The organism is Campylobacter hepaticus (assembly GCF_001687475.2).
Classification (GTDB): domain Bacteria; phylum Campylobacterota; class Campylobacteria; order Campylobacterales; family Campylobacteraceae; genus Campylobacter_D; species Campylobacter_D hepaticus.
This window is the reverse complement of the sequence record NZ_CP031611.1, coordinates 870,122-893,955: the sequence shown is the minus strand read 5'-3', so window position 1 is coordinate 893,955 and position 23,834 is coordinate 870,122. Positions and strand designations below refer to the sequence as shown.

The 23,834-nt window shown below is 30.4% G+C and carries 24 protein-coding genes and 1 other RNA gene; 23 read left to right on the top strand and 2 right to left on the bottom strand.

Annotated features, from left to right (window positions below):
* Positions 1-53 precede the first annotated feature (53 nt).
* The 20 genes from A2J15_RS04445 (at position 54) to A2J15_RS04350 (ending at position 19,052) form a co-directional block, all read left to right on the top strand.
* A complete protein-coding gene (locus tag A2J15_RS04445) occupies positions 54-2,258 on the top strand; it encodes an NADP-dependent isocitrate dehydrogenase (protein WP_066777107.1) in 2,205 nt (734 codons plus the stop codon).
* Positions 2,255-3,163, top strand: a complete 909-nt coding sequence (locus tag A2J15_RS04440) for a malate dehydrogenase (RefSeq protein WP_066777103.1) — start codon at positions 2,255-2,257, stop codon at positions 3,161-3,163. The genes A2J15_RS04445 and A2J15_RS04440 overlap by 4 nt, the downstream gene beginning before the upstream one ends.
* A complete protein-coding gene (sucC, locus tag A2J15_RS04435; RefSeq protein ID WP_066777100.1) occupies positions 3,160-4,323 on the top strand; it encodes an ADP-forming succinate--CoA ligase subunit beta in 1,164 nt (387 codons plus the stop codon). Before A2J15_RS04440 ends, sucC begins: the two co-directional genes overlap by 4 nt.
* A gap of 10 nt (positions 4,324-4,333) precedes the next feature.
* A complete protein-coding gene (sucD, locus tag A2J15_RS04430) occupies positions 4,334-5,203 on the top strand; it encodes a succinate--CoA ligase subunit alpha (protein ID WP_066777097.1) in 870 nt (289 codons plus the stop codon).
* Between the two features lie 14 nt (positions 5,204-5,217).
* Positions 5,218-5,529, top strand: coding sequence for a 4Fe-4S binding protein (locus tag A2J15_RS04425; RefSeq protein WP_066777095.1), 312 nt, complete (start codon positions 5,218-5,220; stop codon positions 5,527-5,529).
* Positions 5,530-5,537: 8 nt separating this feature from the next.
* Positions 5,538-6,662 (top strand): 2-oxoglutarate synthase subunit alpha, encoded by a 1,125-nt coding sequence (locus tag A2J15_RS04420; protein ID WP_066777092.1) that lies wholly within the window; start codon positions 5,538-5,540, stop codon positions 6,660-6,662.
* A 1-nt stretch (position 6,663) separates the two neighbouring features.
* Positions 6,664-7,509: a 2-oxoglutarate ferredoxin oxidoreductase subunit beta gene (locus A2J15_RS04415; protein ID WP_066777089.1), complete on the top strand. Its 846-nt coding sequence runs from the start codon at positions 6,664-6,666 to the stop codon at positions 7,507-7,509.
* Positions 7,506-8,063 carry a 2-oxoacid:acceptor oxidoreductase family protein gene (locus A2J15_RS04410; protein ID WP_066777084.1) on the top strand — a complete coding sequence of 186 codons (558 nt, stop codon included), beginning with the start codon at positions 7,506-7,508 and terminating at the stop codon, positions 8,061-8,063. Before A2J15_RS04415 ends, A2J15_RS04410 begins: the two co-directional genes overlap by 4 nt.
* Before the next feature lie 121 nt (positions 8,064-8,184).
* On the top strand, positions 8,185-8,448 hold the full coding sequence (locus A2J15_RS04405; RefSeq protein WP_066777081.1) for a DUF2018 family protein: 264 nt from the start codon (positions 8,185-8,187) through the stop codon (positions 8,446-8,448).
* Positions 8,449-8,450: 2 nt separating this feature from the next.
* A complete protein-coding gene (locus A2J15_RS04400) occupies positions 8,451-8,987 on the top strand; it encodes an exporting protein (protein WP_066777078.1) in 537 nt (178 codons plus the stop codon).
* 9 nt (positions 8,988-8,996) lie between these two features.
* Positions 8,997-9,890 (top strand): polyprenyl synthetase family protein, encoded by an 894-nt coding sequence (locus A2J15_RS04395; RefSeq protein WP_066777075.1) that lies wholly within the window; start codon positions 8,997-8,999, stop codon positions 9,888-9,890.
* Positions 9,890-11,188 carry a glutamyl-tRNA reductase gene (hemA, locus tag A2J15_RS04390; protein ID WP_066777068.1) on the top strand — a complete coding sequence of 433 codons (1,299 nt, stop codon included), beginning with the start codon at positions 9,890-9,892 and terminating at the stop codon, positions 11,186-11,188. The genes A2J15_RS04395 and hemA overlap by 1 nt, the downstream gene beginning before the upstream one ends.
* Positions 11,175-12,881 (top strand): proline--tRNA ligase, encoded by a 1,707-nt coding sequence (locus A2J15_RS04385; protein ID WP_066777065.1) that lies wholly within the window; start codon positions 11,175-11,177, stop codon positions 12,879-12,881. Before hemA ends, A2J15_RS04385 begins: the two co-directional genes overlap by 14 nt.
* Positions 12,878-13,261: an integral memnbrane protein gene (locus A2J15_RS04380; protein WP_066777062.1), complete on the top strand. Its 384-nt coding sequence runs from the start codon at positions 12,878-12,880 to the stop codon at positions 13,259-13,261. Before A2J15_RS04385 ends, A2J15_RS04380 begins: the two co-directional genes overlap by 4 nt.
* On the top strand, positions 13,258-14,184 hold the full coding sequence (gene hemC / locus A2J15_RS04375) for a hydroxymethylbilane synthase (RefSeq protein WP_066777060.1): 927 nt from the start codon (positions 13,258-13,260) through the stop codon (positions 14,182-14,184). The genes A2J15_RS04380 and hemC overlap by 4 nt, the downstream gene beginning before the upstream one ends.
* A complete protein-coding gene (locus A2J15_RS04370; protein WP_066777058.1) occupies positions 14,181-15,983 on the top strand; it encodes a menaquinone biosynthesis decarboxylase in 1,803 nt (600 codons plus the stop codon). The genes hemC and A2J15_RS04370 overlap by 4 nt, the downstream gene beginning before the upstream one ends.
* 125 nt (positions 15,984-16,108) lie before the next feature.
* The gene (locus A2J15_RS04365) at positions 16,109-16,456 is read left to right on the top strand and encodes a FlaG family protein (RefSeq protein WP_066777055.1); all 348 of its coding nucleotides are present in this window, start codon (positions 16,109-16,111) and stop codon (positions 16,454-16,456) included.
* A gap of 2 nt (positions 16,457-16,458) precedes the next feature.
* The gene (gene fliD, locus A2J15_RS04360; RefSeq protein WP_066777052.1) at positions 16,459-18,399 is read left to right on the top strand and encodes a flagellar filament capping protein FliD; all 1,941 of its coding nucleotides are present in this window, start codon (positions 16,459-16,461) and stop codon (positions 18,397-18,399) included.
* 10 nt (positions 18,400-18,409) lie between these two features.
* A complete protein-coding gene (gene fliS, locus A2J15_RS04355; protein WP_066777050.1) occupies positions 18,410-18,793 on the top strand; it encodes a flagellar export chaperone FliS in 384 nt (127 codons plus the stop codon).
* Entirely contained in the window at positions 18,777-19,052 is a 276-nt protein-coding gene (locus tag A2J15_RS04350; protein ID WP_066777047.1) for a hypothetical protein, read from the top strand. Before fliS ends, A2J15_RS04350 begins: the two co-directional genes overlap by 17 nt.
* On the opposite strand, the gene rnpB is transcribed toward A2J15_RS04350, so the two are convergent.
* An RNA gene (gene rnpB, locus A2J15_RS04345) (RNase P RNA component class A) lies at positions 19,048-19,368 on the bottom strand. The genes A2J15_RS04350 and rnpB overlap by 5 nt on opposite strands.
* A gap of 113 nt (positions 19,369-19,481) precedes the next feature.
* On the opposite strand from rnpB, the gene efp reads away from it, so the two are divergent.
* Both efp and A2J15_RS04335 read left to right on the top strand, forming a co-directional pair.
* A complete protein-coding gene (gene efp / locus A2J15_RS04340; RefSeq protein ID WP_066777044.1) occupies positions 19,482-20,051 on the top strand; it encodes an elongation factor P in 570 nt (189 codons plus the stop codon).
* A 163-nt stretch (positions 20,052-20,214) separates the two neighbouring features.
* Positions 20,215-21,150 (top strand): NAD(P)-binding domain-containing protein, encoded by a 936-nt coding sequence (locus A2J15_RS04335; RefSeq protein ID WP_066777040.1) that lies wholly within the window; start codon positions 20,215-20,217, stop codon positions 21,148-21,150.
* 56 nt (positions 21,151-21,206) lie between these two features.
* Here the strand turns inward: A2J15_RS04335 and A2J15_RS04330 are convergent, their stop codons facing one another.
* Positions 21,207-22,127: a DUF2860 family protein gene (locus A2J15_RS04330; protein ID WP_066777038.1), complete on the bottom strand. Its 921-nt coding sequence runs from the start codon at positions 22,125-22,127 to the stop codon at positions 21,207-21,209.
* A 170-nt stretch (positions 22,128-22,297) separates the two neighbouring features.
* On the opposite strand from A2J15_RS04330, the gene A2J15_RS04325 reads away from it, so the two are divergent.
* Entirely contained in the window at positions 22,298-23,674 is a 1,377-nt protein-coding gene (locus A2J15_RS04325) for a replicative DNA helicase (protein WP_066777035.1), read from the top strand.
* Positions 23,675-23,834: the final 160 nt, after the last annotated feature.

Here is a 23,834-nt window from a genome sequence, read left to right as displayed (position 1 = left end):
TTTGTAATATACTTAAAAACTGAAAATAAAAATAGCGTTTTAAAGGACTAAAAATGCACATTACTTATACTTTAACAGATGAATCTCCAGCCCTTGCAACTTATTCGTTTTTACCTATAATCAAAGCTTTTTTAAGCAGGGCTCATATAGGGGTTGAAATTTCTGATATTTCTTTATCTGGTAGGATTTTGGCAAACTTTAGCGAGTATTTAAAAGAAGAACAAAGATGTGAAGATGCTCTACAGTTTTTAGGAGAGCTTGTAAATAAAGCAGATGCTAATTTGATTAAAACTCCTAATATATCAGCTTCTATACCGCAATTAAAAGCTGCTATTAAAGAATTACAAGATAAGGGTTATATGTTACCAAATTACCCAGATAAGGTAAAAAATGATGAGGAATTGCAAATTAAAATAAAATATCAAAAAGTTTTAGGATCAGCTGTAAATCCTGTATTAAGACAAGGCAATTCAGATCGTCGTTCTACAAAGGCCGTTAAAGAATATGCTAAAAATAATCCTTATGGTATAGTTGAGCTTAAATCTCATTGTAAAACACGTATTTCTTATATGAAAGAGGGTGATTTTTTTTCTAATGAAAAAGCGATTTTGCTTGATTGTGATTGCTTAGCAAATATTGAATTTGTAAGCATTGAGGGAAAAAAAGAAATTTTAAAAGAAGGATTAAAGCTTGAAAAAAATGAAATTTTAGATGCCAGTTTTATGGATGTGCAAAAACTTCAAGCATTTTATACTAAAGAAATTAAAGCTTGCAAAGAAGATGATGTACTTTTTTCACTTCATTTAAAAGCTACTATGATGAAAGTAAGTGATCCTATAATTTTTGGTTATGCTTTAAGGGTATTTTTTAAAGAATTATTTGATGAATTTAAAGATGAGTTTGAAAAGCTTGATATTAATCCTAATAATGGACTTAGCGAGCTTTTAAGCAAGATTGAAAATTCGAATAAAAAAGATATTATTTTAAAAAAATATAATGAAATTTTAGCCAAGTCTGCTGATATAGCTATGGTTAATTCTCAAAAGGGTATTACAAATCTTCATGTTCCTAGCGATGTGATTGTTGATGCTTCTATACCTGCTATGCTTAAAAATGGTGCAAGAATGTGGGATAAAAATGGCGAAGAAAAAGATACAAATGTACTTATTCCTGATCAAACTTATGCAACTGTTTATGAAGCTGTGCTTGAAGATTTACGTAAAAATGGCAGTTTAAATCCTTCAAAGTTAGGCAGTGTTTCAAATGTGGGCTTAATGGCTAAAAAAGCTCAAGAATACGGATCTCATGATAAAACCTTTGTGGCTAAAGAAGATGGGGTATTTCAAATCGTTTCTAATGCAAGAGTATTATTAGAGCATAAAGTAAAAAAGGGTGATATTTATAGAGTTAATGAAACTAAGATTGATGCTGTATTAAATTGGATTGATTTGGGTGTACAAAGAGCAGAACTTACAGGATCTGAGGCAATTTTTTGGTTAGATGATAAAAGAGCAAGTAATAAAATTATGATTGATTTAGTGCAAAAGCGTCTTAATGAAAAAGGTAAAAATATAGCTATTTTAGCTCCAAAACAAGCATGTTTAAGAACTTTAGAATTGATTCGTGAGCAAAAAGATAGCATTTCTATTACAGGAAATGTTTTAAGAGATTATTTAACAGATCTTTTTCCTATTTTAGAACTTGGCACAAGCGCTAAAATGCTTTCTGTTGTACCTATGTTAAATGGAGGGGCTATGTTTGAAACGGGAGCGGGTGGCTCAGCTCCTAAACAAGTAGAGCAATTAATTGAAGAAAATCATTTACGTTGGGATAGCTTGGGAGAATTTTTAGCCTTGCAAGCAAGTTTAGAATTTTATGCTAATAAATGTAAAAATTTTAAAGCTAGGGTTTTAGCTGAATGTCTTGATGAAGCTATAGGTGAATGGCTTGAAAATAATAAAACTCCATCAAGAAAAGTTAAAGAAGATGATAATCGTACTAGCCATTTTTATTTAGCTATGTATTTTGCAAATCATTTAGCAAGACAAGCTAATGATATGGAACTTCAAAGTTTTTTTAAAAACATAGCTTTAGAATTATCTTCTAATGAGGAAAAAATTAGATCTGAATTTAACAATGCTCAAGGAATTAAAGTTGATTTGGGTGGATATTATAAATTTGATGATCAAAAAGTAAATCAAATCATGCGTCCTAGTGCAACTTTTAATGCCATTTTAGAAAAAATAGGTCAACAATGAAAATCACTATTATAGGGGCTGGAAATGTAGGCTCAAGTATAGCCTATGCTTTGATTTTAAGGGAATTGGCTAGTCAAATAGTTTTGCTTGATATTAATGAAGATTTATTAATTGCTAAAGAATTAGAATTGCTTCAAAGTATAGCTGCTTTAAATTTAGATATTGATTTAGTTTGTACTAAAGATTACTCATGTACTAAAGATTCTCATATAGTGCTTTTTAGTGCGGGTTTTGCTAGAAAGGCTGGACAAAGTAGAGAAGAACTTTTGCAACTTAATACTAGTATTATGCTTGATTGTGCTAAAAAAATTAAAGAATTTACAAAAGATCCGCTTTTTATTATTTTAACTAATCCTGTAGATTTTTTACTCAATACCCTTTATGAACATAAGATTTTTTCACCAAAAAAAATTGTAGCTATGGCTGGTATTTTAGATAATGCAAGATTTAAATATGAACTTGCTAAAAAACTTAATGTAAAAATGTCAAGTGTAGATACAAGACTTATTGGTTTTCACAATGATGATATGGTTTTGGTTAAGTCTTATGCTAGTGTTAAAAATAAAAATATAAGTGAATTTTTAAATGAAGAGGAATTTGAAGATTTGGAAAATGAGGTAAAAACAGGAGGAGCTAAAGTGATAAAGTATTTAAAAAATTCTGCATATTTAGCACCTGCTAGTGCTTGTGTGAGAATGCTTGAATCTTTAAGAAGCGGAGAATTTTTACCTATGAGTGTGATTTTGCATGGAGAATTTGGTGTACAAAATAAAGCTTTAGGAGTAATGGCAAGATTAGGTCTTGAAGGTGTAATAGAGATTATGAAGTTAGATCTTAGTATACAAGAAAAAGATAAATTAGAAAAATCTTTAATCAAATATCAATATATAAAGGAGAATGAATGAATATACATGAATATCAGGCAAAAGCTATTTTTGCAGACAATGGTATTCCCACTTTAAAAGGTAAAGTTGCCTTTAGCGTAGATGAAGCTGTGAGTAATGCTAAAGAATTAGGAGGCAATGTTTGGGCGGTTAAAGCTCAAATTCATGCAGGTGGTCGTGGTCTTGGAGGGGGTGTTAAAATTGCTAAAAATTTAGAAGAAGTAAAAACTTATGCAAATGAAATTTTAGGTATGAATTTAATTACTCATCAAACAGGACCTGAAGGTAAACTTGTGCAAAAGCTTTATATAGAAAGTGGTGCAAATATCGTAAAAGAATATTATTTAGCTATTTTATTTAATAGAATGGAAGAAAAAATTACTATTATTGCTTCAAGTCAAGGAGGTATGGATATAGAAAAAATAGCCAAAGAAAGTCCTGAAAAAATTATAAAAGTAGGCATTGATCCTCAAATTGGTTTTAAACTTTTTCATGGTCTTGAGGTGGTAAAATTTTTAGATCTTGATAAAGAAGAGAGTCAAAAACTTATTGCTATGATAGCTAAGCTTTATAAATTGTATATGGATAAAGATATGAATATGTTAGAGATAAATCCTTTAATTAAAACTGATCAAGGTGATTTTTATGCTCTTGATGCAAAATGCAGTTTTGATGATAGTGCTCTTTATCGTCATCCTGAAATTGCTGAACTTAGAGATTTTACAGAAGAAAATCCTGCCGAAAGAGAGGCGGCTGAATTTGGTTTAAGTTATGTTAAATTAGATGGAGATGTTGCTTGTATGGTAAATGGAGCAGGTTTAGCAATGGCAACCATGGATATTATTAATTATAGCGGAGCAAAACCTGCAAATTTTTTAGATGTTGGGGGTGGTGCTAGTGCTCAAACAGTTGCAAAAGCTTTTGAAATTATTTTAAGAGATAAAAATGTAAAAGTTATTTTTATTAATATTTTTGGTGGTATTGTGCGTTGTGATAGAATAGCTAATGGAATTTTAGAGGCAACTCAAAATGTAGAAGTAAATCTTCCTATTGTGGTGCGTCTTGATGGTACAAATGCAGCACAAGCAAAAGCAATTTTAGAAAATTCAAATCTTAAAAATATTAAAGCAGTAAGCGATCTGAAAAAAGGCGCAGAGCTTGTAAAAAGTTTAGTAGGATAAAAGGTAAAAGATGAGCATTTTAGTCAATAAAAATACGAAGGTTATAGTTCAAGGTTTTACAGGTAAAGAAGCTACTTTTCATGCAGAACAATGTATAGCTTATGGTACAAATATAGTAGGAGGTGTTACCCCGTATAAAGGTGGGCAAACTCATTTGGGTAAACCTGTTTTTAATACAGTTTTAGAAGCTATTAAAGCTACACAAGCTGAGGTGAGTTTGATTTTTGTTCCTGCTTTTGCAGTAGGTGATAGTGTGATTGAAGCTGCTGATGCAGGGATTAAGCTTGCAGTTGTAATAACTGAACATACTCCTGTAAAAGATATGATGTTTGCTAAAGAGTATGCAAATAAAAAAGGTATGAAAATTATAGGTCCTAATTGTCCAGGTATTATTACTTCTGAAGAATGTAAATTAGGTATTATGCCTGGTTTTATTTTTAAAAAAGGCTGTGTAGGACTTATTTCTAAAAGCGGGACTTTAACTTATGAAGCAGCTAATCAAGTGGTGTTAAGTGGATATGGAATTTCTACAGCAGTAGGAATTGGAGGTGATCCTATTATAGGGCTTGCCTATAAAGAACTTTTAAGTGAATTTCAAAAAGATGAACAAACTAAAGCTATAGTAATGATAGGTGAAATTGGTGGTAGTTTAGAGGTTGAATCGGCTTTATATATCAAAGAAAACATTACTAAACCTGTAGTGGCGTTTATTGCAGGAGCAACTGCACCAAAAGGTAAAAGAATGGGACATGCAGGGGCTATAGTAGGTAGTGCTGATGAAAGTGCTGCAGCTAAAAAAGAAGCTTTAAGCTCTTGTGGAATTTATGTAGTAGATTCTCCTGCTTTAATTGGCGAAGCAATTCAAAAAATATTAGCTTAAATAAAGGAAAAAATATGAGTATGATAGCTCCAAAAGATACCCCTGTTTGGGTAGATGAGCATAGATGTAAAGCATGTAATATTTGTGTTAGTTATTGTCCGGCTGGGGTTTTGGCTATGCGTGATGATGTGCATGCGGTTTTAGGGCAAATGATAGAAGTAGTGCATCCTGCATCTTGTATAGGTTGTGCTGAATGTGAGACGCATTGTCCTGATTTTGCTATTATGGTGGCAAAAAGAGATGAGTTTAAATTTGCTAAACTTACTCCAGAAGCCAAAGATAGAGCAATGGCAGTTAAAAACAACAAATATAAAAAATTATCATAGGAACAATAATGAGAGAACTTATAGCAACGGGTAATGTTTTAATCGCACAAGCAGCGATTGATTGTGGATGCAAATTTTTTGGAGGTTATCCTATCACACCTAGTAGTGAAATAGCTCATGAATTAAGCTATATGCTTCCTGCAAATGATGGAACTTTTATACAAATGGAAGATGAAATTTCAGGTATTAGTGTAGCCATTGGTGCAGCTATGAGCGGAGTAAAATCTATGACTGCAAGTAGTGGGCCAGGAATTTCTTTAAAAGCTGAGCAAATTGGACTTGCATTTATTGCTGAAATTCCTTTAGTGATTGTTAATGTTATGCGTGGTGGTCCTTCTACAGGGCTTCCAACAAGGGTAGCTCAAGGAGATTTATTTCAAGCTAAAGCACCAACTCATGGAGATTTTGCAAGTATAGCTATAGCCCCAGCTTCTCTTGAAGAAGCTTATAGTCAAACTATTAGAGCTTTTAATTTGGCTGAAAAATATATGACTCCTGTATTTTTACTTATGGATGAAACAGTAGGACATATGAATGGTAAGGCTATATTACCTGATTTAAAAGATATTGAGATTTATAATCGTAAAAAATTTGAAGGTGACAAAAAAGATTATAAACCTTATGCAGCAGGAGAAAATGAAGCTGCAACTTTAAATCCTTTTTTTACGGGTTATCGCTACCATGTAACAGGGCTTCATCATGGAGATATAGGTTTTCCAACTGAAGATGGTGCTATAGTTAAGAAAAATATGGAAAGACTTATAGGAAAGATTAAAAATAATACTGATGAGATTTGTGCTTATGAAGAATATATGCTTGATGATGCTCAGTTTTTAATTATAGCTTATGGAAGCGTGAGTCGATCAGCTAAAGAAGCTATTATAAGACTTAGGGAAGAAAATATTAAAGTAGGACTTTTTCGTCCTATTACTCTTTATCCTGTTGCAGAAAAAAAGATTGCGCATTTAGTGAGTCGCTTTGAAAAAGTAATGGTAAGTGAGCTTAATATGGGTCAATATCTTGAAGAAATTGAAAGAGTGAGTTCACGTCGTGATTTTATCACTTTGCACCGTGCAAACGGTCGTCCTATAACCCCGAGTGAAATTATTGCTAAAATAAAGGAGAATATATAAAATGGCATTTAATTATGATGAATACTTAAGAACTGATAAACTTCCAACTCAATGGTGCTGGGGTTGTGGCGATGGGGTTGTTTTAAAATGTATTATTCGTGCTATAGAAAAACTTGCTTGGAATATGGATGATGTTTGTCTTGTTTCAGGTATTGGTTGTAGTGGTAGAATGAGTTCTTATGTAAATTGTAATACAGTCCACACTACTCATGGTAGAGCTATTGCTTATGCAACAGGTATAAAACTTGCAAATCCTACAAAACATGTGATTGTAGTAAGTGGGGATGGCGATACTTTGGCAATAGGAGGAAACCATACTATTCATGGTTGTCGTAGAAATATAGACTTAACTCATATTGTGATTAACAATTTTATTTATGGACTTACTAATTCTCAAACTTCTCCCACTACTCCAAAGGGTTTTTATACTGTAACAGCACAATTTGGCAATATTGATCCTAATTTTGATGCATGTGAATTAACTAAAGCTGCAGGAGCTTCTTTTGTGGCTAGGGGAAATGTTATTGAGGCAAATAAACTTGAAAATTTAATTTATAAAGCTTTAGCACATAAGGGTTATAGTTTTGTGGATGTTTTTTCAAATTGTCATATTAATTTAGGTAGAAAAAATAAAATGGGTGAAGCAGTGGCTATGCTTGATTGGATTAAAAGTCGTGTTGTAGATAAGGCTAAATTTGAAGCTATGAGTTTAGAAGAGAGAAAAGATAAATTTCCAACTGGAATTTTACATGAAGATAATTCTCAGCCAGAATATTGTCATGCTTATGAAGAAGTGCGTCGTGCAGCTAAAGAAAAAAGAATGGTTGACTTAGGAGCTTTAAAATGAAATACCAATTAAGATTTGGAGGTGAAGGCGGACAAGGTGTCATTACTGCAGGAGAAATTTTAGCTGAAGCAGCTATTAAAGAAGGACGTCAGGCTTTTAAAGCTTCAACTTATACTTCTCAAGTGCGTGGAGGTCCTACTAAGGTTGATATTATTATTGATGATAAGGAAATTCTTTTTCCTTATGCAGTAGAAGGTGAAGTAGATTTTATGCTTTCAACTGCAGATAAGGGTTATAAAGGTTTTCGCACAGGAGTAAAAAATGAAGGTATTATAGTTATAGAGCCTAATTTAGTTCATCCTGAAGATGAGGATTATAAAAAATGGAAAATTTTTGAGATTCCTATTATTACTATAGCTAAAGATGAGGTAGGTAATGTTGCTACTCAGTCTGTGGTAGCATTAGCTATTGCTGCTTATATGAGCAAATGTATAGATTTGGATGTATTAAAACAAACTATGCTACATATGGTTCCTGCTAAAACAAGAGATGCTAATGCTAAAGCTTTTGATTTGGGTATACATTATGCTACTCAAGCCAAACCCCATTCATAAGTAAATTCCGTATTTTACGGAATTTCTTCATTTTTTATAAATTGTAAATAAAAATTATAATTTAGCTACTTTTAACGATTAAAATTTTATAATCAAAAACTTATATAATCAAGGAAAATTAATGGATTTTTTTGATGAAATGTTTAATAAAACGCCTAAAGAAAAATTTATAGAAATTATACAAAATGGTAATTTAGGAGCTTTAGAAAAAGTTTTTGCAGATTTTTTTTCTGAACATATTGCCATGATAGAACTTTTAGAAAAACAAGGTTTAAAAGAAATAGATGTAAAAAATTTTATACTTGAAAATGGTCATTTTATTGAACAAAGACAAAATGATATTTATATAGAATTAGGAGCAAAAATTTTAGGACATGAAGGTTAAAATTGTCTAAAATAAGCTTTTATTGTTTCATTTGCATTGTTCTTAGTAATCTTGGAGCATCCGAACCCGTGTTTGATTATATGTATGAATTTGTACTTAAAAAAGATGAGAGAGCTAGTGTGCAAATTCAAGAAAAAGGCTATGAGGATCAAGTGCAAAATTTTGATTTTTATTGGACTTTGTTTGATAATACTAATATTATTGTTCACTCTAAATTCCGTAAATATCCACGTCAATTTGTGATGAGTTTGCGTAGAAATTTAGATTGGGTGAGTCAAACTTTAATTCCTGATTATACTAATCCTCATATTGATAGAGCAAGGCTTATTTTAGAATTTGATAGTTATAATAAAGGTTTAGCAACTTTTAAAGTTTATATAGAGGATAAGGAATCAAGATTGATGGTAGAATTTTTAGATCCACGAAAAAAGGCTTTGAAAAATCCACCATCAAATAATCAAGTTGTTCCTATGATAGATTTTAATCAATTGCAAGTTAAACCATTAACACGTAGAGAAAATAATAATAGCAATGAATAAGGAAAGATTGTGCAAAAAATAGATGATTTAATTAAAGAATTTTTAAAAGATTTAAATTATAAGCCTATTTTAAATATGCTTGAAAATGTAAAATCAGGTAAAAAATTGCGATCAAAATTGCTTTTATCTATTGCTCCACAAAGTGATGATGCTTATAAAATTTGTGCTATTATAGAACTTATACATCTTGCAAGTTTATTGCATGATGATATTATTGATGAAAGTAAATTAAGACGTGGGGCAAAGTCAGTTAATGCAGAATTTGGTACAAAAAATGCTCTTATGTTAGGAGATATTTTATATTCTAAGGCTTTTTATGAATTAAGTCAAATAGGTCTTGAATTTGCAAGTATTATTTCAGATGCTGTAGTTAAACTTGCTATAGGTGAGCTTATGGATGTGGAACTAGCAAAAAGTTTTAATCTTAATAAGCAAGCATATTTAACTATGATTTATAATAAAACAGCTATTTTGATTGAAGCAAGTGCGAGATGCGGGGCTATTTTAGCAAAACATAATGAAGAAGATTTTGCACAATATGGAAAAAATTTGGGACTTGCTTTTCAAATGATAGATGATATTTTAGATATTAAAAGTAATGAATTAACCCTTGGAAAGCCAGTTATGAGTGATTTTAAAGAAGGTAAAACAACCTTGCCTTATATTTATCTTTATGAAAGTTTAGATGAAGAAAACAAGCTTTATTTGCAAAATTTATTTAAAAAAGATTTAAATGAAGATGAAAAACGATGGCTTCTTATGAAATTACAAGAGCATCAAGCCTTGCATAAAGCTATTTTAGAAGCTAAAACTTATGCTAAAATGGCTAGTAAGTCCATTGAACATTATGGCAATAATAAGCTTAATGATATTATTCAAGCTATGATAGATAGGGAATTTTAATGTATTATTGTATTTCTTTCACTCATAAAAATACAGATCTTGCTTTAAGGGAAAAATTAAGTTTTTCTGATGAAAAGAAAAAAAAAGAATTTCTAAAAATCATAAAAACCCATGAAAATATCGATGAATGTTTACTCATAAGTACTTGTAATCGTGTTGAAATTTTAGCTTTTGTGAAAATGGCTTGTGCTGAATTTATTGTTAAAACTTTAGCTTTGCTTTGCGATGTTGATAAAAATATTTTACTTGAGAAAGCTGATATCTTTGAAGATAGTGGGGCTATACACCATTTATTTTCTGTAGCAAGCTCTTTAGATAGTTTAGTAGTAGGTGAAACTCAAATTGCAGGTCAGTTAAAAGATGCTTTTATTTTTGCTTTAAAAAATAATTTTTGCGCGGTTCATCTTTCAAGATCAGTCCATAGTGCTTTTAAATGTGCTGCTAAAATCCGTAATGAAACTCAAATTTCTAAAAATCCTATTTCAGTAGCTAGTGTTGCTGTAGCTAAAGCTAAAGAACTAACAGATTTAACCCAAAAAAAAGTTGTTGTTATTGGAGCTGGAGAAATGAGTGAACTTGCAGCTAGGCATTTAATTGCTGCTGGATCTAGGGTGATTATTTTAAACCGTAGTTTAGAAAAAGCTCAAGATCTTTGTGAGAGATTAGGTGCTTTAAGTGAATGTGATGGTTTAGAAAATTTAAAATATTATTTAAATAAATATGAGTTTTTTTTCTCAGCTACTAATGCTTTAGAGCCTATTATTACAGATTGTCTTATTGAAGATTTTACTTATAAGAGGTATTTTTTTGATATGGCAGTTCCAAGAGATATTAATATCAGTCAAAATGAAAATATTTTTGTTTTTTCTGTAGATGATCTTGATGTAGTGGTGCAAAAAAATTTGGCTTTAAGAGAACAAGAAGCCCGTGCGGCATATAGTATCATAGGTTATGAAACAGCTGAATTTTTTAAGTATTTAAATGATTTAGCCTTATCGCCTATTATTAAAGCTATTCGTTTACAAGCCAAAGAATATGCAAACGAACAACTTCAAATTGCTATTAAAAAAGGTTATTTAAAAAAGTCTGATAAAGAAGAAGCAAGAAAGTTAATCCATCAAGTCTTTAAAGCTTTTTTGCATACCCCTACTATTAATTTAAAACGTTTACAAGGTAAGGTACAAAGTGATACAGTCATTAACGCTATGCGTTATGTTTTTGATTTAAATAATAAACTTGAAGGTTTAAATCAATACAAATGTGAATTTAATATGGAGAATAACGATGAAATTGAGTAAATTATACGCACCAAGTTTAAAAGAAGCACCAAAAGATGCCACTTTACCTAGTCATATTTATTTAACACGTGCAGGATTTATTGAACAAATTGGTAGTGGGCTTTATAATTTTTTGCCTTTAGGAAAAAAGGTTTTAGATAAGATTAAAAATATAGTTAAAGAAGAAATGGATAAAGCAGGCGCTCAAGAGGTGAATCTAAGTTTTATTACTCCTGCAAGTTTATGGCAAGAAAGTGGTCGCTATAGTGTTTTTGGAAAAGAACTTTTACGTTTTAAAGATAGGAAAGACAATGAATTTGTTCTAGGTCCAACTCATGAAGAGGCTATACTTTCTTTAGTAAAAAACAAAATTACAAGCTATAAGCATTTGCCTTTACATTTATATCAAATAGGGTTGAAATTTCGTGATGAAGCAAGACCTAGATTTGGGCTTTTAAGATGTCGTGAATTTTTAATGAAAGATGGTTATAGCTTTCATGCTAATGAAGAAGATTTAAGCCGTGAGTTTGATTTAATGTATGAAACTTATACTAAAATTTTTCAAAGAATGGGATTAGATTTTAGGGCAGTAGAAGCTGATAGTGGAGCAATAGGTGGAAGCGGTTCTAAGGAATTTATGGTTTTAGCAAAAAATGGAGAAGATGATATTGTAATTTGTCAAAATTGTGATTATGCAGCCAATGTAGAAGCTGCTAAAAGAGCTAAAAAAACCTGTGAAGATGAAGCTCCTGAGGCAAATTATGCAAGTAAATTTTATACTGCAAATGTAAAAACTATAGATGAATTAGCACAATTTTTTAAAATCAATACTTTTTATACCATCAAAGCTATAGTTAAAAAGGCTATTTATGAACATGAAAGTAAATTGCTTGTATTTTTTATACGTGGGTGCGATGATTTGCAAGAAACAAAAGCACAAAATGCTTGTAAGGCACTTGAGCTTGTTGATGCTAGTGAAGAAGAATTAAAAAAATCTGGTTTGGTTCCTGGTTTTATAGGTTTTATAGGTTTAAAAGATATAGATTTTTATATAGATCAAGAGCTTGAATATGAAAAACAAATGATTATAGGAGCTAATGAGAAAGATTATCATCTCATAGGCATTGATGTAATCAATTTAAACAAAGAACGCTTTAAAGATTTAGTAGAAGTTAAAGAAAATGATTGTTGTATTAAATGCAAAGGAAAATTAAAAAAAACTAAGGGTATAGAAGTAGGTCATATTTTTAAATTAGGTCAAAAATATTCTAAGGCTATGAATGCAAATTTTTTGGATGAAAAGGGTAAAAATCAAGCCTTTTATATGGGTTGTTATGGTATAGGTGTTTCGCGTTTACTAGCAGTAGCTATTGAAGCAAGCCATGATGAAAAAGGTTGTATTTGGAACAAGGCTTTAAGTCCTTTTGCACTTGAAATTATTGTTTCAAATGTTAAAGATGAAGAGCTTTTAGAATTTGCTAATACACTTTATAAAGATTTATCTCAAGCTGGGATTGAAGTTTTGCTTGATGATAGAAATGAGCGTTTTGGGGTTAAAATGAATGATTTTGAGCTTATGGGTTTTCCTTATGCTTTAGTTCTTGGTAAAGATTTTAAAAATCAAGAAGTAGAACTCATACAAAGACAAGATTTAACAAAAGAACTTATAAAAATAGATCAAATTACAGAAGTGATTAAAAAGAAAATATTATGAATTATAAATTGAGTTTAAGTCCTTTATTCGTATTTGAAATCATTGTAAGTGTGTTGTTTATAATCTTTTTTGGTTTTGGTAATTTTTTATTTTTTATCTTTATGAGTTTGATTTTTGGTGTGGTTTTATTGGCTTTGTTTTGGAAAAATATGTTGGAGTTTCAAATGGGTGGTTTAAGACACATGCTGACTCAATTTACTTTTGTATTAGCAGGAATTTTATTTATTTTTCCAGGTATTATTACTAGTATTTTAGGATTTTGTGTATTCATTTTTGGTATTGTTTTAAAATTAATGACAAAATCAAAACATACTTATCAAAAATACCGCAATTCTAATGAAGAAATCATTGATGTTGAAATTATCGAGGATAAAAAATGAAAGAACTTATTATTGCAACAAGAAAAAGCCAATTAGCTCTTTGGCAAAGCCATCATATAGCCCAAATTCTAAAAGATAAACACCAAATAGAAGTCGTTTTAGAAGGTTTTAAAACTAAAGGAGATGTTTTACTAGATACACCTTTAGCAAAGATTGGTGGCAAGGGGCTTTTTACTAAAGAACTTGAAGAAAGCATGCTAAGAAAGGATGCGCATTTAGCCGTACACAGTTTAAAAGACATGCCAAGTTTTTTTCCACAAGGTTTGGTTTTAGCAGCAGTAAGTAAAAGAGAAAAAAGCAATGATGCTATGCTTAGTCAAAATTATAAAGATTTTCTTTCCTTACCGCAAGGTGCAAAAATAGGAACTACAAGCCTAAGACGTAAAATGCAACTTTTATTATTAAGACCTGATTTAAAAATCATTTCTTTACGCGGTAATGTAAATTCTCGTATACAAAAATTAAAAAATGGAGAATTTGATGCTATTATTTTAGCTATAGCAGGTATTAAACGTTTAAATTTGGATAAAGAAGTCAATTTTGTATATGAATTTAGCAAAGATGAACTTATCCCAGCAGCTTCTCAAGGAGCTTTAGGGATACAAAGTATTGATCAAAGTGATATTTTAGAACTTTTAGAGTGTTTAAATGATGAAGATGCTTTGATTGAAACAACCATAGAAAGAGATTTTATTGCCACTTTAGAAGGAGGTTGTCAAGTACCCATAGGGGTTAATGCAGAGCTTTTAAATGATAAAATTTGTGTGCGTTGTGTGCTTGGACTTCCTGATGGAAGTGAAATTTTAAAAGATAAAAGAATGATTAAAAAAAGCGATTATAAGTTTTTTGGTGAGAAATTAGCTAAAGAATTTATAGCTAAGGGAGCTAAGGAGCTTTTAATTCAAGCTGAAAGTATGATATGAAAGAATTTATTAAACTATTAAAAGAAAATGACTTATTAAGAGTGATTGAAGAGCCTTTAGATGTGAATCTTGAAATCCCTCATATAGCTTATATTGAAGCAAAAAAAAGGGAAAATGCTAAAGCCTTGCTTTTTAAAAATCCTATAGATAAAACATTAAATAAACAATATAAATTCCCTGTTTTGATGAATACTTTTTGTAATGAAAAAGCTTTAAATTTGGCTTTTGGTAGATCTTATGAAGAATTAGCTAATGAAATTGCTAAATTAACTAAATTACATATTCCTACAAGTTTTAAAGCAAAGATAGATTTTTTTATGCATTTATTAAGTCTTAAAAATGCACCCCCTAAAAGATTACAAAAGCAAAAAGCACAATACAATTTTGAAATTTTAAGTTCTCTTGAAGAGCTTCCTATTTTAAAAACTTGGGAGGAAGATGCGGGTAAATTTATCACTATGGGGCAAGTTTATACTCAAAATGTAGATAAAACCCAAAATAATCTTGGTATGTATCGCTTACAAGTAAGTGATAAAAATGAACTTTTAATCCATTGGCAAATTCACAAAGACGGAGCACATTTTTACCATGAGTATAAAAACTCAGGTTTTAAAAAAATGCCTTTAAGTATAGCTATAGGAGGACATCCGCTTTATATTTGGTGTTCTCAAGCGCCTTTACCCAAAGGTATTTTTGAACTTTTACTTTATGGTTTTATTAAAAAAACTCCTGCAAAATTAACCCCTTGTGAAAATGGTATTTTTGTTCCTTATGATAGTGATATAGTTATTGAAGGTTATGTAAACTTAGAAGAATTTAAAATCGAAGGTCCTTTTGGAGATCATACAGGTTTTTATACCCCAGCTGAACTTTTCCCTGTTATGAAAGTAGAAAAAATTAGCGTAAAAAAAGATGCCATTTATCAAGCTACAGTTGTAGGAAAACCTCCTTTAGAAGATAAAATCATGGGGCTTGGTACTGAAAGAATTTTTTTGCCCTTACTGCAAACTTCTGTGCCTGATTTAATAGATTATAAAATGCCTGAAAATGGTGTTTTTCATAATCTTATTTTAGCAAAAATTGATGCTAAATATCCTGCCCATGCTCAACAAATTATGCACGCTTTTTGGGGTATAGGACAAATGAGTTTTGTCAAGCATGCTATTTTTGTGGATAAAAAAGCCCCTGCTTTAAAAGATTATGATGCTTTAATCCCTTATATTTTAAATCGTTTTGATGCAAAAAAAATTTTAATTTCAGAAGGAATTTGCGATCAATTAGATCATGCATCTCCTCAGTCTTGTTTTGGTGCTAAGGCTGGACTTGATGCTTGCGAAAAAACACAAGTAGAAGAGCTTGAAATTTTAGAAGATAAGGTTTTATTAGAGCTTTTTAGTAAAAAAATAGAAATTATAAATTTAAAACAATTCTATAAAGAAAGCAAAAGTCCTATTACTTGTATTTTACTTGATAAAAAAGAAAGGCTTAAACAAAGTTTTCAAAAGCTTTTAGAATTTAAAAAACATTTTAGAATTTTAGTATTTTTAGATCCTTGCAATAACTTAGAAAATCCTTATATGCTCGTATGGCGCGTGGTAAATAATATAGATGCTAAAAGAGATATTTTTATCGAGGAAGATAGAGTGGGTATAGATGCTAGCGCTAAAAATCAAATGGATGCTTATGAAAGAGTATGGCCTAAGCAAACAGATTGTTCTAAAAGTGTCATAGAAGATCTTATTTTACGCAATATTTTAAAAAACGATCCCAAACTTTTTGCTAAATTTGAAATTTTTTAAAACAAATCCTTTGGTACACTTTTTGCTTTTTATAAGCTTAAAATAAAATTTTTTATTAAAGTAATTATAATTTTTGTCGATATGAAATTTAATTAGCAAATAAAAGATTTTAAAAGGATTTTAAAATGGAAGTATTGAAGGCAAATAACAGTATGGATCCATCTTTTACAAAAATAACTCAAAAGACAAATCCATCGCAAACAGATATAAACAAAAGTCAAGAAGGGGATGGGGGACAAGAACAAGATATGAAAGAAAGATTGGCCGATATTGTAAAAAGATTAAACGAGCAAATGGAATCTTTAGATACTAATGTTCGTTTTGGATATAGCGATAAAATCGGATCAATGTATATTAGCGTAACAGAAAAAAACACTGGAAAGGAAATTCGTAAAATTCCTAGCGAAGAAGCTATGAGATTAGCTGAATATTTTAGAGATCTTATAGGAATGATATTTGATAAGGAGAGTTAAAAATGGGATTTGGTAGCTTATCAAGTTTAGGATTTGGTTCTGGGGTTTTAACTCAAGAAACTATAGATAAATTAAAAGAGGCAGAACAAAAAGCTCGCATTAATCCTTATACTAGAAAAATTGAAGAAAACACAGCTAAACAAAAAGATTTAACAGAGCTTAAGACAAAATTACTTACTTTTCAAACTGCTGTTTCTGCTTTAGGGGATGCTACAGCTTTTGCAAAAAGAAAAGTAGTATCTAGTGTGAGTACAAACCCACCTGCAAGTTTAAGTGTGACTAGTGGGGTTGCTTTACAAAGCATGAAGGTTAATGTTACCCAACTCGCACAAAAAGATGTGTATCAAAGCAAAGGTTTAGCAAATGATACAGGATTTATTGATGCAAATATGCAAGGAACTACTAATTTAACCTTTTTTTCTAATGGTAAAGAATGCAGCGTTACTATAGATAAAAATACAACCTATAGGGACTTAGCAGATAAGATCAATGAGGCAAGTGGCGGGGAAATAGTTGCAAAGATAGTCAACACAGGTGAAAAAGATACTCATTATCGCTTGACTTTAACCAGTAAAGAAACAGGGGAAGATAGTGCTATTAGCTTTTATCCAGGCAAGAAAGACTCTGATGGAAAGTATTCAGTAGATGAAAATGCAAAAAATGTTTTTAAAAGCCTAGGTTGGAATTTAGATGAAGAAGCTTTAAAAGACTTTGATCCTGCTAAAAATAAAAAAGGCGTTGGCATTATCGATGATAAAGACAATCCTTTGCATATACAAAAAGCACAAAATGCAGAATTTACTCTTGATGGTATTAAAATGATAAGACAAAGCAATACCATTGATGATCTTGGAGTAGGTCTTACCTTAACTTTAAATACAACAGGTGAAGTCAATTTTGATGTCCAACAAGATACAGAGTCCATCACTAAAGCCATGCAAGATTTAGTAGATGCTTATAATGATTTGGTTTTAAATCTTAATGCAGCTACAGATTATAACAGTGAAACAGGGACTAAAGGAACTTTACAAGGTGTAAATGAAGTAAGTTCTATAAGATCACAAATTGTTGCAGCCCTTTTTGAAACCCAGGTTGTTGATGGTATGGTTGAAGATGCTAATGGCAATAAAGTTAGTACCAAAGTTATGCTTTCTATGCAAGATTATGGTTTGAGTATGAGTGAGTCAGGAACCTTAAATTTTGATTCTTCTAAATTTGAGAGCAAATTTAAAGAAGATCCAAATATGGCTGAGAGTTTTTTTTCTGGCATTACTCAATACAAAGATATCAATTATACTGGAAATTTGATTAAAAAAGATAGTCTTAAAGATTATTTGGGTGAAGGAGAAGATAAGGGTATAAGTTTTGACTTTGGAAAATTTCAAATTATTACTGATTTTGAAACTTATGATTTATCTAAAAATGCTGATGGGACTACTTTTAAATTAACAGGCAAAACAGAAGAAGAAATGCTTCAAAATTTAGCCAATCATATCAATAGTAAAGGCATTAAAGGTTTAAGCGTTAAAGTTGAATCTTATGAAAAAGATAGAGAAAAAGGTTATAAGCTTAATTTTAAAACCGAAGGCAATTCTGATTTTGCTATTAAAGGAGATGATGAGTTTTTAAAACAATTTGGTTTAAGTCAAACAAGTATAAATGCCCAAGCCGTTGAAGGCGTGGGTGTGTTTGCTAAGCTTAAAGTCATTCTTCAAGGAATAACTGGAACTAATGGTTCTTTAACCAAATATGATGAAAGTTTAACTAATGATACAAAAGCTTTAAATAAAAATAAAGAATCAGCTCAAAAATTAATAGATACTAGGTATGAAACCATGGCAAATCAATGGTTACAATATGAAGGTATGTTAGCTAAACTTAATAGACAATTAACCGCTGTGCAAAGTATGATTCAAGCAGCAAATAATAATTCAAACAATTAAGGAAAAACCAATGCAAAACAATCTAGCTTATAATATCTACTCTCAAAATCAAGTAGGCATAGAATCTTCTCAAAAACTCATAGAAATGCTCTATGAGGGAATTTTACGCTTTTGTGCTAGGGCAAAAGTAGCTATAAAAAATGAAGACATAGAACAAAGAGTGTATTTTATAAAAAGAACAAGTGCTATTTTTATAGAACTTATTAATACTTTAGATTATGATAAGGGTGGAGAAGTAGCGCATTATTTAAGCGGTTTATATACAAGAGAAATTCAGTTATTATCTTTAGCTAATTTAGAAAATAGCGAAGAAAGAATCAATGAGGTTATTAATGTAACTAGAGGTTTGCTTGAAGCATGGAGGGAAGTGCATCAAAATGAAACAATGGCTTAATGATTTTAAACTCGCTTTAATAGAAGAAAATATAGATAAGCTTGAAAATTTACTAGATAAACTTGATTTAAAACAATATGTCCAAGATTTAGCTAAAAGTTCGCAGTCTAAAGAGTGTTTAGCAATAAACACTAAGGATATTTTTATCCAACTTCAATCTCTCTTCCAAGAGGCTATACAATTAATCAGCCAAAAGAAAAAAAGCAAAGCAGTAGAAATTCAAAAATTCCAAAAAGCCTTGACTTATTTTAAACCTTAAAAGCATAGCGATAAGCCGAGTTCTGTCGAGAATGCTCATTTATCTAGTTTTGCTTTTGCAAGCAAAATCAAGCGAAGGGTTTAAATAAAGACATCAACCATCCCTTCTTGCTGCACATTGGGTTTACATAGCCGAAATTGTTACCAAAATCGCTGGTGGGCTTTTACCCCACCGTTTCACCTTTTCCGCACATGCGGTAGTTTACTTTCTGTTGCACTATCCCTTAGGTTGCCCTAGCCATCGGTTAGATGGAATGTTTGTCTTTAGCAGCCCGGACTTTCCTCTTCTAAAAAGAAGCGAGCATTTGCTATGCTTTAGGTATAAATTTTAACATTATTTTTCTTATTTTTTTATCAAATCAAATCATTTTATTGTGATCTCAACTAAAATTTGTTAAAATAAAGCTTGATTTTTTAAAAAAGGAAATTTATGGCATCTTATTCAATGGGTGATTTAAAAAAAGGTCTTAAGATAGAAATTGATGGAATTCCTTTTAAAATAGTTGAATATCAGCATGTAAAACCAGGAAAAGGACCTGCTTTTGTACGCATTAAAATAAAATCTTTTATCGATGGAAAAGTCCTTGAAAAAACTTTTCATGCAGGAGATAAATGCGAAGCTCCTAATTTAGAAAATAAAACCATGCAATACCTTTATGATGATGGTGAAAATTGTCAATTCATGGATACGCAAACTTACGAACAAGTAGCAATTAGCGATGAAGATGTAGGCGAGGCAAAAAAATGGATGCTTGATGGTATGATGGTTGAAGTATTGTTTCACAATGGTAAAGCCATAGGTGTTGAAGTTCCACAAGTTGTCGAACTAAAAATAATCCAAACAGCTCCTAATTTTAAAGGTGACACTCAAGGATCTAATAAAAAACCTGCAACCCTTCAAACAGGCGCAGTAGTGCAAATTCCTTTCCATGTTTTAGAAGGTGAAGTCATCCGCGTTGATACTGTGCGTGGTGAGTACATCGAAAGAGCAAATAAGTAAATTTTTAAAGCTTTTAAAAAGCTAAATTTTAAAATTAAAACTTTAATTTAAAAAAAACTTTAAACCTTAGCATTAAGATTTAAAGTCTTTTTAAGTGTATAATCCTTAATTTATAAAAAACTTGATAAATGATACAAAAAATTAAAACCGAAAGGCAGATAAAATGAAAAAATTAGATTTAATCATAATAGGTGCAGGTCCAACAGGTATAGCTTGTGCAGTTGAGGCAAAACTTAAAAATAAAGAAGTTTTGATTTTAGAAAAATCAAATCATATTTGCCAAACCTTAATGCAATTTTACAAAGATGGTAAAAGGGTGGATAAGGCTTATAAGGGTTGTGAAGCAACTAATTATAGTCATATTCCTTTTGAAGATGGTACTAAAGAAAGTACTATACAAACTTTTCAAAATGCTTTAAAAGAACATAATATAGCATTAGAATTAGCTTGTGAAGTAGAAAGCCTTAAAAAAAATGATGAAGGATTTATACTAAGCACAAGTAAGGGGCTTTATGAGTGTAAATATATCATTGTTGCTATAGGTAGAATGGGTAAGCCTAATAAGCCTGATTATAAACTTCCTTCAAGTTTAGCAAAGATTATTAATTTTAATGCCAATGCGGTTTTGGGAAATGAAAATATCTTAGTTGTAGGAGGAGGAAATTCAGCAGTAGAATATGCTTTAGATTTAGCTAAGTCAAATAAAATAAGTCTTTGTTATCGTAAAAAAGAATTCACTAGATTAAATGATATCAATCTTAAAGATATCCATCAAGCACAAGCTTGTGCTAAGATAGAATTAAAATTGGGTGTAGATATTAACCAAGTCCAAGATGAAAACGCTAAAGCTAAAGTAGAATTTAACGATAATACCACCCAAATTTATGATAGAATCATTTATGCCATAGGAGGATCTACTCCTATTGATTTTTTACAAAAATGCGGTATTAGTGTAGATGATAAGGGTGTGCCTTTGATGGATGAAAATAAGCAAAGCAATGTTAAGGGTATTTTTATAGCAGGAGATATTGCTACTAAAAATGGTGCTAGCATAGTTACAGGGCTTAATGATGCTGTAAAAATTCTTTCTGTGCTTTAAAATCAAGATAAATGCTTAAATCTATAAATGTAAAAATTTATAGATTTAAAATATTTTTAAAATTTATAACCTATACCTGTTAAAAGAAATTGATATTTTTCATCATAAAAACTTATATCGCTATTTCTTCTTTCTGTACCATAGTTTACAAAACTGTAAAGCCCATCATATCCTAAAAATTGATTTTTAATGAATTTTACATTAAGTTTTCTAATCTTTCCATTTTGCTTTTGATGAAAAATAGGATCATCTTCTTGTGCTTTATACTTGCTAAGATTTAAATAAGGGTTAAAAATATAATCTTGAGCAAAAGCAAGATAAATTCCAAGATTTATCCCATATCTAGAATAACTTTGTGCTTTCCCTTTTGCGTTATTATGATCATAATGCAAGCCTAAATCAAGTAAAGTAAATTTATAATTAATTTCAAATTCATGATAGTATCCTTCTCTTTTTAAAGAACTATACATAATACTATCTTTATCATATTTATTTTTACTAAGTAAATATGAAGCATTTAGTATGCCAAAATCATTTTCATAGGTTTGAGAGATTTTAAAGCCATATTTACTAAGATCTGTTTTTTCTCTTTGACCTATTTGGTAAACATTAGCATATGCTTTAGTTCTTAAAGATGAAACTAGGGCAAAAGAAGTGCTAAGGTTTTCTAAATAAGCCTTTTCATAGCCTAAAATTACACCACTTATATCTCTTCCATTATAATTTTTAATAAAAATTCTATCCTTTTGGATAAAATTCCCATAATAAAGTTCTACACCCAAAAAAGGTATAAAAGCAGAGCTTGAATTTTTAGCATTATAATCACTTAAGAAATCTTCATTTGTTAAAGTAGAAAGATTGCTTTTTACATTTCTCATACCTACACCTAGGCTTAAATTCCCACTTAATCCATCTTCAAAATCTATAGCCATAGCTAAAATGCAACTTGCAAAACATAAAAATAAATATTTTTTCAGAACTCACTCCTTGAAATTTTATGCATTAAAATTAAAATAATAATTGTAACTGATATTATTTTAAATCGTGATAAATTACATTTTAAGATTCATGTATTATTAACTTGTTTTGGATTTAAGTTTTTTTAGATAAAATTTTATTTTATAAAATATATTTTCAAGGAAAATGAGTGCAACAAGAACACTATGATTTAGATTTAGAAAGAGCTATTTTAAGTACTTGTATGATGAGTGAGGATGCTTATGCAAGTATAGCAGGGGATATTGATCCAAAAGATTTTAGCCTTAAAGCGCATCAAGACATTTTTAAAGCCATGATAGCTTGTGCAAATGCTAATGAACCTATTTCTTTAAGCTTTTTAAGAAAACATGCTAATATAGACGAGCAAATCATAACAGAAATTCTTGCCACTCCTTCTATGATAGATTTGTTAGCTTATGTAAAAGAATTACGTGAAAAATCCATCAAAAGACAGCTTTTAAATTTTGCTCATTTTTTACCAACTCGCATCAACAATAACCTTGATGTTAATCAAATCGCAGATGAAATAGGCAAGGAAATTTTTAACATAACCAATCGTGCTAATTCTAAAAATATAAAAGAAATCACTTTAATCATTTCTGAGCTTCTTGAAGAATACAAAAAACAAAAAGAATTAAAAGATAAAACCATCATAGGTCTTGATACAGGCTTTGTAAATTTAAATAAAATGACTAAGGGTTTTAAAGGCGGTGAGCTTATTATCATCGCTGCACGTCCAGGTATGGGAAAAACTACTCTTTGTCTTAATTTTATAGACAAGGTTTTAAAACAAGATAAAGGTGTAGTTTTATTCTCTCTTGAAATGCCTGCTACACATATTTTACAAAGAATGCTTTCTTCAAAAACTTCAATCCCCTTGCAAAAAATTTTAACAGCAGATTTAAATGATGATGAATGGGGGCGTGTGGGTGATGCTTGCAATGACTATTCTAAAAAGAAATTATACATTTATGATGGCGCTTATGCAAGCATTACAGACTTAAGGGCTATTTTAAGACGTTTAAAATCTCAAGAAGAAAGTATAGGACTTTGTGTGATAGATTATATAGGGCTTATGATGAGCAATTCAAATTTTAATGACAGGCATTTACAAGTGAGTGAAATTTCAAGAGGTTTAAAACTTCTAGCAAGGGAATTAGATATACCTATCATAGCGCTTTCTCAACTTAATCGTAGCCTAGAGCAACGTGCAAATAAACGCCCTTTAATGAGCGATTTGCGTGAAAGTGGTGCCATAGAACAAGATGCTGATACTATTTTATTTGTCTATCGTGATGAGGTATATAGAGAACAAGAAGAAAAAGAAAGAGAAAATAAAGCTAAAGCTGAAGGTAAAACCTATGAAAGGCTTTTTATATCAAATCCTATTCAAGAAAATGCTGAAATCATAGTAGGAAAAAACAGAAATGGACCTGTTGGAACTGTAGAAGTGATATTTCTTAAAGATAAATCTTCTTTTAAAGATAAAAATCCAGCTTATGAAAGCACTGATTTTATAGCCTAAACCTTACTTTTTAACCTTCCTTTAAAACAAAATTACTTATTATTGCTTATTTACTTTATGTATTTTATCTTACTTTTAAGATGAAACATTTTATATAAATTGATTCATTTAAGTTTGTGTTTGAATAATTTATTAAACACTAAAAATCAATATCTAGTTT